The 9,493-nt window shown below is 63.3% G+C and carries 8 protein-coding genes; 7 read left to right on the forward strand and 1 reads right to left on the reverse strand.

The window, feature by feature from the left end; genetic code table 11:
- Positions 1 to 155: 155 nt before the first annotated feature.
- A complete protein-coding gene (locus EOA22_RS15530; RefSeq protein WP_027160834.1) occupies positions 156 to 1,325 on the reverse strand; it encodes a DUF1972 domain-containing protein in 1,170 nt (389 codons plus the stop codon).
- A gap of 336 nt (positions 1,326 to 1,661) precedes the next feature.
- Between EOA22_RS15530 and EOA22_RS15535 the strand changes: the two genes are divergently transcribed.
- From EOA22_RS15535 to EOA22_RS15565, 7 genes are all read left to right on the forward strand, one after another.
- A complete protein-coding gene (locus EOA22_RS15535; RefSeq protein ID WP_082826508.1) occupies positions 1,662 to 2,831 on the forward strand; it encodes a glycosyltransferase in 1,170 nt (389 codons plus the stop codon).
- Positions 2,828 to 4,135, forward strand: a complete 1,308-nt coding sequence (locus tag EOA22_RS15540) for a hypothetical protein (protein ID WP_127390067.1) — start codon at positions 2,828 to 2,830, stop codon at positions 4,133 to 4,135. Before EOA22_RS15535 ends, EOA22_RS15540 begins: the two co-directional genes overlap by 4 nt.
- Before the next feature lie 8 nt (positions 4,136 to 4,143).
- Positions 4,144 to 5,373 carry a GNAT family N-acetyltransferase gene (locus tag EOA22_RS15545; RefSeq protein WP_063168634.1) on the forward strand — a complete coding sequence of 410 codons (1,230 nt, stop codon included), beginning with the start codon at positions 4,144 to 4,146 and terminating at the stop codon, positions 5,371 to 5,373.
- Between the two features lie 12 nt (positions 5,374 to 5,385).
- A complete protein-coding gene (locus EOA22_RS15550) occupies positions 5,386 to 6,609 on the forward strand; it encodes a GNAT family N-acetyltransferase (protein ID WP_063168633.1) in 1,224 nt (407 codons plus the stop codon).
- Between the two features lie 100 nt (positions 6,610 to 6,709).
- On the forward strand, positions 6,710 to 7,891 hold the full coding sequence (locus EOA22_RS15555; protein ID WP_335918267.1) for a glycosyltransferase family 9 protein: 1,182 nt from the start codon (positions 6,710 to 6,712) through the stop codon (positions 7,889 to 7,891).
- Between the two features lie 224 nt (positions 7,892 to 8,115).
- Entirely contained in the window at positions 8,116 to 8,340 is a 225-nt protein-coding gene (locus tag EOA22_RS15560; protein WP_027160830.1) for a hypothetical protein, read from the forward strand.
- Between the two features lie 45 nt (positions 8,341 to 8,385).
- Positions 8,386 to 9,493, forward strand: a 1,108-nt coding sequence (locus EOA22_RS15565) for a DNA polymerase ligase N-terminal domain-containing protein (protein WP_281040764.1), incomplete at its 3' end; no start/stop codon positions are given.

Genomic DNA, 9,493 nt, shown 5'->3' on the forward strand with positions numbered 1-9,493 from the left:
AAATTCACGCGTCAGCGAGAACCAGGGCCAGGCGTTGACGCCGCGCCGAAACCGCGTCCCGGCGGCGGCGCGAGCGATTGGTGCGACCGGGAGCGAGCCGAGAGCCGCTGCAGTGGACAGCGCGGTCCGCAGCACCCGCCGGCGCGACCAGCCTATCATACGGTTCCTGGCGATGCGTGATCCATCGCAGTGGTCTTGGCGGCGGTCATGCCGAGCAGATGATAGGCCTCGTTTTCATAGGCGAGCAGGACATCGTCCCAGCGAAAGGCTTCGCGGGCCCGCGCCCTCGCGGCAACGCCGCAGGCCTTGACCAGGGCATCATCGTCCAGCGCCTGCTGCATCCGCTCGGCGCAACTGTTCTTGTCGGTGAAGTAGATCGCCGCAGCCCCTGCGGTCCACCTGTTGTAGGGATTGTCATGCGCGATCACCATGTTGCCGGCCGCCAGCGCCTCGACCAGCGACGGGTTGGTGCCGCCCACCGTGTGGCCGTGCAGATAGGCGCGGGCGTGGAAGCGCAGGGCCTTCACCGTTGCCTGGTCGTAAATGGCGCCCGGCAGGACCACCGAGCCGTTCGCCGCCTTGCGGATGGCGGCATGGTAGGGGATGTCGTCGGACAGCGTTCCCAGCACCACCAGCTTCATGTCGCGCTTGGTGGAGCAAAAGGATTCGACAATCGGCAGGATGTTGTTGTCGGGTTCGATGCGCGCGATCGAGATGAGATAACGCCCGGGCTCGAGGCCGAGCGCCCGGACCGGCGCCTCGGGCGCTGATGCCACCGGATCGGCGCCATAGGCGATGGTGGCGATGGCGCTGCGCGGCCGGCGCGTCGCCAGGTGATCGGCGATGGCGGGATGATCGGCGACCAGCCGATGCGAGGCCCAAGCGCCGATCCATTCGTTGAGCCAGAACCAGGTTCGCGCCGCCATCCCCCATTTGGGGCGACGCCACTCGATGCCGTCCATGTTGGTGAAGATCTTGCGCCGCTTCAGCCTGAGCCAGGTCAGGAAGACCGCGCCATTATAGCCGAGCACCAGGCAAACGCCCTGTCGTCTGGCAGCATCGCGGGCGCATTGCCAGTCGAATTCCAGGGTCGCGCGCGGTCCCTTGGAGGCGACCTGGATGTGAATGAGCTCGATGCCGCGCCAGGTTTCGCTGCGCACCCGCTGGTCGATCCGCTCGACCTCATCCTGGCAATAGACGCCGACCTTCCAGCCGCGCCCGACAAGAAACAGCGCCAGTTTTTCGGCAAAGGTTTCAAAGCCGCCATGGGCCGCGGGTATGCCGCGGGTCCCCAGGATTAGAATGGCGGGCTTTTCTGGTTTCATGGCCGGCGGCACTTTCACACATTTCATATATTAGATATTGCTTAATTTATAATGAGCAGACCGCAACTTTCGTGCCATCTTCCGATTTCGGTATCCTGGGAGGGGATCATGGCGCGGGGTTGTAAAAAAACGGTGTTGAACCCGGTGGTTGTTTCATTCTCGGTCAACCCTTCTGTGCGTAGCTGTATCGAAACGAAGCAATGCCAGGGGCGTACGGCCGGCAGTCGGACATATCGAACCGATAGTCGGACATATCGAACCAGGCATGATTCTTGCGGACGGGGTTCTGCCACAATCGCCCAGCGCGATGGTTGCAGCACCCGGCGGGAAACAAAGATGCGGATTGCCTGCGTTCATCAGGGTTATGAACTCTATGGTTCTGACCGCAGCTTCGCGGAGAGCGTGGCTGCGCTGCGCGCCGCGTTTCCGTCGGCCGACATCGAGGTGGTCTTGCCGCGCAGCGGGCCGATCGTCCAGATCCTGGAAGCGCATGCCAGCCGGATCGTCTTCGAACCGCTCTGGGTGTTGAGGCGCCAGGCCATTGCGCGCCTTGCGACAGTCGAGATGGCGCGATTGCCGGTTGCCGTGTTCAGGGCGTGGCGGCGCCTCAAGGCCTGCGACCTCGTCTATGTCAACACCTCGATCGTGGCCGACTATGCGCTGGCCGCGCGATTACTGCCCCACAAAGCCGTCTTGCACATCCACGAGATCCCCGAAGGCGCCATGCGCAGGATACTCGTCGGCCTGATGCACTGGAGCCATGCGGATCTGATCTTCAACTCGCGCGCGACGCGAGCCGCTTTCGGCGACCCCAAGGCCGCGCGCGCGCATGTCGTCTACAACGGCGTTGCCGGGCCGGCGGCGGTCGAACCAATGACGTATGACGGCAAGCGACCATTGCGGGTGCTGCTGCTCGGCCGCATCAACCGGATCAAGGGGCAGGAGGTCCTGCTGGAGGCGATCGCCTCGATGCCGGCAGAACTCCAGGCGAGGGTCGAGGTGCGGCTGGTCGGCGGCGCCTTCGAAAGCACCGAGCGCGAGCGTGCGCTTGCCGAACTGGTCGAAACGATGGGGCTTGCCGGGCGCGTCGGAGTCCTGCCTTTCATTCCCGATCCCTCGGAGCATTATCGCTGGGCCGACATCGTCACCGTGCCGTCGCGGCGTCCGGAATCGCTGGGCCGCGTCGCCATCGAGGCGATGGCTTATGGCCGGCCGCCGCTTGTGTCGGCGATCGGCGGGCTGGTGGAAGTGGTCAGCGACGGGCAGACCGGCTGGCATGTTCCGCCCGGCGACGCAGTAGCTCTTGGCGCGAAATTGCAGGAGATCATCCTCGCCCCTGAGGCCTGGCGCGGGTTTGTCGCTGCCGGGCGCGCGCGCTATGAGGCGATCTTCAGCGAGCCGGTCGCGGCCGCGGCGATCACCGCGATCGCCGCCGAAAAGCTGAAGACGACCATCGCGCGGCCGGGCAGGGCGCCCGCTGCCCGCGCAGCGGAGACACGGCCGTGAAGTTAGCGTTTCCGAGCCATCTGGTTCGACGCCTCGTGCTGATGATCGGCGGCGAGGCGATGCAGAGCGGCTTTCATTTCGCCCTCAACATCATGCTGTTGCACATGCTGTCGGCGCAGGGCTACGGCCTCTTCGCCATCGGCATGGTGATGGGCGGGGTCGGCCTGTCCTATATCAGGTCGCTCACCGCTGTTCCCGCCAGCATCTGGATGAGCAAGAGCACCAACAGCGCCGGCGTCAATACCTATGACGTGGCGTTCGGAACGGCGGCGCTGATCGTGGCGTTGCTGATGGCCGTCGGCCCGGCTGTTCTGATGCATGTCCTTGGAGATCCAAGCGGAATTGCCGCCGGCTGCTTCGTCGGTGCCTGGTCGTTGCGCAGCCATATGCGCACGGCTTTCTTCGCACGGCGCCAGCAGGTTGTCGTCTCCATCAGCGATGGCGCTTTTACAGTCGCCGGCTGTGTCCTGACCGGGCTGTCGATCTGGTTGGTCCAAGACCCGCTGCAGACCGTATTCTATGCACTTGCAGCCGCAAATGTGTTCGGCATTTTCGTCCTGGTCCGCCTGGCTCGGCGCTCGCTTCGCATCAGCTTCCGCATGCCGACGCGCCGACGCTATGTCAGGCTCTGGCCCCAACTGCGCTGGTCGGCATTCAGCGCGACCACCACCAACATCCAGGGTCAATGTCTGGCGCTGCTGGTCGCCGGCATTGCCGGGCCAGCCGCCTACGCACCGCTGGCGGCGGTTCTGGTGCTGTTTGCTCCGCTGCGCATCATCAGCCTTGCGTTCGTCAACATGACGCAGCCGGATCTCGCCAGGCTGATGCGGAACAATGAAACAGGCCGTGTCTGGACGCAGGCCAAGATCTGGGCGCTCGTCATGGGGCTCGGCGGCCTTGCTTATGGATGTGCGATCATGTTCGTCCTGCCGATGATAAAATCCCAGGCTCTCCAGGACGCTTCGACCTGGTTCATCGGGCTTTTCGTGATCGCGAATTTTGTCCCGATCATGCTCTATATCATGCCCCGCATCGTGCTTGAGATACTCGGCGATTTTCGGATCGTCGCGTTCATCACCACGGGCGGCGCGGTCGTCGGGCTGGCGCTGATCGCGGCCCTGCTGGCAATCGCGTCTCCGCCGTGGGCGTTGTTGGGTTCCGCCGTCTCGGAGATGTTCGTGCTCGTGGCATCGTGGTATTTCGCGCATCACCGCATGTGGAATATCGAGCATCCCGATGAGGCGCGCGACAGCCGGTTGGGCGCGTGGCGGCGGACGCTGCCGTTCGCTACGGCAAAGCGATAGGAAAAAACATGGCAGTCCAGGCGGTGCAAATTGCTGCGGTGACCGGCTCGCCCGATGGCCAGTCCTCCCATCCGGCCACCGTCGTCGCCATCGATGCCTACACGGCGCGGCTCCACACCAGCTTGGAAGCGGTGAGGCCGCTCTGGCTGCGCCTCCAGGCGGACGGTGTGTGCACCGCCCACCAGAATTATGCCTGGGCCGAGGGGATCGTCGCGCGGCTAATGCCGGAAGGTGCGGAACTGCTCATCGTGGAGGTAAACGATGCCGTGACGGGCGCGCCGCGAATGCTGGTGCCGCTGATACGGCGGCCGGCCTTCCGCCATCGGGTGATCGAATGGCTGAGCTGTGGCGTTTGCGACTATTCGGCACCGCTGCTGGCAGATGCCAGCCCGTGGACGATGCAATCGGCGCAGGCCGCGTGGGCTGCGGTGCGTTCCGTGCTGCCGCCGGCGGACCGCATCCAGATCACGGGAATTCCGCAATCGATCAGCGGCGTCACCAACCCTCTGGCCTTGCTCGCAGCCACGCGCGATTCCCTGCATACCAGCTTCGGCCTCGCCATCGACGGCGACCCGGAAACCGTGCTCAAGCGCCTATGCCGGCCATCCTTCGTCAAGGCCTTCAACAAGGACTGGCGCCGCCTCGAACGGCTTGGCGACGTGGAACTGGTCGAAGCCAACACGCCGGCCCTGGTGGAGGTCATCTTCGGCGGCCTGGTCCGGATGCGGCTCAGCCGCTTTCGCGAACTGGGCCGCTTCGACCTGCTGACGCAGGCGACGGCTGTCGACTTCTATCGAAACGCCGCTCTCGAGGGCCTGTCGGATGGGTCGGTGCGGCTCTTCGGGTTGCGTGTTGGTGAAGCTCTGATCGCCGTACAATACCTGCTGATCCATCAAGTCACCGTTCATGCTCTGCTGATCTCAATCGATCAGGGCGCGGTGCCCAATGTCTCGCCGGGACTTCTGATCATGGGCAAGTTGATGAGCTGGGCGCGCGGCCGCGGTTTCGATTATTTCGACCTGTCGGTCGGCAACCAGAGTTACAAGGAACATATGGGTGCCGTGGGTTCGGGCCTGCGCGAGCTTTGCCACGGGATTACGGTGCGAGGCAGCGCCGTGAGCGCAGCCATCGAGGTCCGCAACCGGACCGAGGTGTTCGTGCGCTCCAAACCTCGGCTGCTGAAGAGGCTCCAGGGACTGATGCGGGACTTGCGGCGCCTGCGTGGGGGATCGGAATGACGGGAGAAGCATGTGGCAAGCTACGCGGCGCGAACGACTCCGATAAGGGATTTGCCCGGTGGGCGGTTTTCCCCGACTGTCGCCAACGCTGATGCAACCGCGCACTTCACGGCTCGGCTGCACACCAGTTTCGATACCGTAAGGCTGCTATGGCTGCTGCTTGAGGCGCACGGCGTCTGCACTGCCCATCAGCACTATGCCTGGGTCGAAGGAATCGCCGCACGGCTGATGCCCAAGGACGCGGACCTGGTCGTCATCGAGGTGAGTGACGCCATGACCGGCGCGCCGGCCATGCTGCTGCCGCTGATGCGGCGCCGGGCCCTCGGCCACCACGTCATCGAATGGCTGAGCTGCCGCGTGTGCGACTACTCGGTGCCGCTGCTGGCGGATGGGAGAGCGTGGACCAGGCAGAGTGCCGACGCCATGTGGGCGGCGGTCCGTGCCGTTCTGCCACCGGCGGATCGCATCCATATCGCGGGGATCCCGCAGCAGATCCACGGCCTCGTCAATCCGCTGGCACTGCTTTCGGTGGCGCGCGACTCCATCCAGGTCACCTCCGGCCTCGTCCTGCACGGCGACCCGGAGACGCTCATCAAGCGGATCTGCAAGCCGTCCTTTGCCAAGGCCTTCCGCAAGCATTGCCGCGGCTTCGAACAGCTTGGTGGCCTCGCTCTGGTCGAGGCCGACACGCCTGATCTGACCGAGGAGCTCCTGGATGTGCTGCTGGAATTGCGGCTGAAGCGTTTTCGTGAGCTTGGGCGTTTCGACCTCCTGACGCAGGTCCCGGTCGTCGATTTCTACCGCGCCGCGGCGCTGCAAGGCCTGTCCAATGGATCTGTGCGGCTCTTCGGTCTACGCGTCGGTGAAGCCTGGCTCGCCTCCATCTATGTGCTGGTCAGAAAAGGCACACTTCACGCCCTCCTGCTGGGCATCGACCAGAACGCGGTCGCCAATGTCTCACCCGGCCTGACGACGATGGGCAAGCTGATGATGTGGGGATGCGAGCGGGGCTTCGACTATTTCGACCTGTCGGTCGGCGGCCAGGGCTACAAGCAACATATTGGTGCCGCGAGTTCGGTTTTGGCCGAGATCTGCGAACCGGTGACGGTGCGGGGCAGGGCTGCGAACGCAGCCATTCTGTTGCGCAGCCGGGTCGAAGGCATGACGCGGTCGCGCCCCCGGCTGCTCAAAGCCGTTCAGGGCCTGACGCGCCGCTTGCGGCGATTGAAGGACTGAGGACGAGCGTTTGCCGGTCCTGCCGACGACCGATGCAAAGAGGCACCAAGGCCGGCAAGGTTGTTGACAGGGTTGGTTGGCTCTATATTTGAAAGCGCGCTTGACGTTCAGAAATGAGTGTCGTCGGCAGAATTTCTCAAATTGGCGTTTTCGGCAGATCACCTCGATGAATGCAAGTTTAGGAGATGGGATTCGTTCCATCCTCATTATTCAAACGAAGTACATTGGAGATGTCGTTCTGACATCTGCTTTGGTTCGCAACCTGCGTCTTTCTTATCCACAAGCATCGGTAACCATGCTTTGTGCGCCGGGACTCAAGCAGTTCATCGTCGCGCAAGGGATCGCCGATGTTGCCGTTGGCTTTGAATCCCGCGGCAGAGGAAGGACTCTGCTCAAGCGTTTGAGCGACTATCGTGGCGTCATCTCTGATCTGCGGCGTCGAAAATTCGATCTTAGCATCGACCTTACCGATTCAAAAACCTCGCGGATAATGCATCGTTTGATCGGCGCTCCACTTCGCGTCGGCTTCGATCCTTCCGAGCATCCGATGAAGTTCTGGGAAATCCAGCTTGCAAACGTTCTCGCCGCGACTTTCGGACAGGGCGGCCCCCATTATCTCTACAGGAACCTGTCTCCACTCCACGCGCTTGGGTTGGATTGTCAGGACCCAACGCCTCGGCTGCAGCCGAACGGGACCGCCCAGGAAGAGTGTGCCAGGATTCTTGCGGAAAACGCTTTGGCAAAGAAGTCATATGTGGCCGTGCATGCCGGCGCCAGGTTCGAAGGGCGTTGTTGGCCGCCGCAACATTTTGCTGCGGTCATCGACGAGGTATACGCCAGAACCGGGTTGCGATCTCTGCTCGTTGGTGGGCCGGATGAGGGGCTTGCCGCGCAAAGGATCCTTGAAGTGGCGGCGTCGCCGGTCGCCAGTGTCGTCGGAAAGGCCTCGCTTGAAGTCCTGACGGCATTGTTGGCCGAAGCATCAATCTTTCTAGGCAATGAGAGCGGCCCGATGCACATCGCGGCATCTGTCGGAACTCCAGCGGTGGGGTTGTACGGCCTGACGTCGCCTGAGCAATGGGGCCCGTTCGGTGTCCCGAACCGGACGCTCCAGCCGGTCATGCCCTGTCCATGCATCGCTCCAGGTGTTTGTAAAGAAAACAACCCCGGTGGGGTCTATTGTGTGCAGCGGCTTCAGGTTGCCGAGGTCGCGGCAGCGACACTCGATCTCATCGGGGAAGTCCGAAAATCCACTCATTCGGGTATGCCGGCCGCTTCGTAGGCTGGCGGCAACAGGCACGATCACGCGCGGCTTCGTCTTCGCGCGCTTCACATCGTGATTCAGGCCGAGACCCGAGCATCTTCAAAAGACTGCAAAATTTAACCGGACTGCAACCTGCACTGCCACGAAATTGACAGGACACCTCGTCTCCGGCATCCTTGGAGCCAGTCGCAAGGCCGCCGACAGCGGCCGCGTTGCGTGTCAGGGCGACCGAGGGCAGTGTCATGTTCAGTCCCGTCACAGGTCAGAATTCCAAACGCGCCGCGGTGCGCAAAGCGCTCGATCGTCACAAGGTCTACATCACCGAGCAGCGTTTTTCGGAGGGCACCTACCAAGCCCGGGTTCTGGTCGATGGCGAGGCCTATTGGGTCGACGAATTCCGGCTGAGCCAGTTGCAGCAAGGGCTGTCGCCGGCGGAGCTCGAGTTGACGCCGGCCGCTGACGATTGAGAGCGTGACTGGCTTGTTCCTGGCCGCCGTGCTTCGATCTTTGCGATGACAACTCCACCAAAGCTCAAAGCCTATCGCGCCAAACGCGAATTCGCCAAGACGCCGGAACCGGTTGGCGGGCTCGTCAGCAGCGACGGCAACCGCTTCGTCGTGCACAAGCACCACGCCACCGCAGACCATTATGATCTGCGACTGCAGGTCGGCGATGTCTTGAAGAGCTGGGCGGTGCCGCGCGGGCCTTCGCTCAATCCGGCCGACAAAAGGCTGGCGGTCGAGACCGAGGATCATCCGCTCGAATATATCGACTTCGAGGGTGTCATTCCCGAAGGCGAGTATGGCGGCGGGCCGATGATCGTCTGGGACACCGGCAGCTGGGCGCCGATGGACGATGTCGAAAAGAGCTTGCGCACCGGCGCCTTCAAGTTCCGGCTGGCCGGCGCCAAGCTCAATGGCGGCTGGATGCTGACCCGGCTGAAGCCGAAACCCGGCGAGGACGAAAACAAGAAGAACTGGCTGCTGTTCAAAGAGCGCGACCTCGCGGCCGACACTGCGCTTGACATCCTCACGGCCCGGCCGGAGAGCGTCAAATCCGGATTGCGCATCGAGGAGCTGGCGGCGCCGGCAAAGCCCGCCGCCAAACCCGCGCCCAGACAGGGATCGCTGAAGCCCGGCACGCTGCCGGGCGCCTTCAAGGCCCCCATGCTTGCCCGTATCGAGCCGCAGCTGGCGACGCAGGTGCCAAAACCGCCCGATGGCGAAGACACCAAACAGGTCTGGCTGCACGAGAGCAAATTCGACGGCTTCCGCACCATGGCGCATCTCACTGAGGGCGCGGTCAAGCTGATCACCCGTGGCGGCATCGACTGGACGAAGCGTTATGGCGACCTGCCGCATGCGTTCGCCAAACTGCCGTGCTGCGACGCCATCATCGATGGCGAGATCGTGGTGCTCGACGCCCGGGGCATCAGCCGTTTCGCGCTGCTGCAGGATGCGCTGGCCGAGGGCGCCGGCAGCAAGCTCCATTTCTACGCCTTCGATCTTCTCCATCTCGACGGCTGGGACCTGACCAAGGCGCCGCTGGTCCGGCGCAAGGCGCTGCTCGCGCAGATGCTGTCGGGCCTCGGCGCCAATTCCGCCATCCAGTTCTCCGACC

The sequence above is a fragment of the Mesorhizobium sp. M7A.F.Ca.US.014.04.1.1 genome, from assembly GCF_003998745.1.
Classification (GTDB): Bacteria; Pseudomonadota; Alphaproteobacteria; order Rhizobiales; family Rhizobiaceae; genus Mesorhizobium; species Mesorhizobium ciceri.

Bases quoted from the DNA above. Each gene is read 5' to 3' on its own strand.
- EOA22_RS15530 (WP_027160834.1), bottom strand. From the start codon at position 1,325: ATGAAACCAGAAAAGCCCGCCATTCTAATCCTGGGGACCCGCGGCATA.
- EOA22_RS15545 (WP_063168634.1), top strand. From the start codon at position 4,144: ATGGCAGTCCAGGCGGTGCAAATTGCTGCGGTGACCGGCTCGCCCGAT.
- EOA22_RS15560 (WP_027160830.1), top strand. From the start codon at position 8,116: ATGTTCAGTCCCGTCACAGGTCAGAATTCCAAACGCGCCGCGGTGCGC.
- EOA22_RS15535 (WP_082826508.1), top strand. From the start codon at position 1,662: ATGCGGATTGCCTGCGTTCATCAGGGTTATGAACTCTATGGTTCTGAC.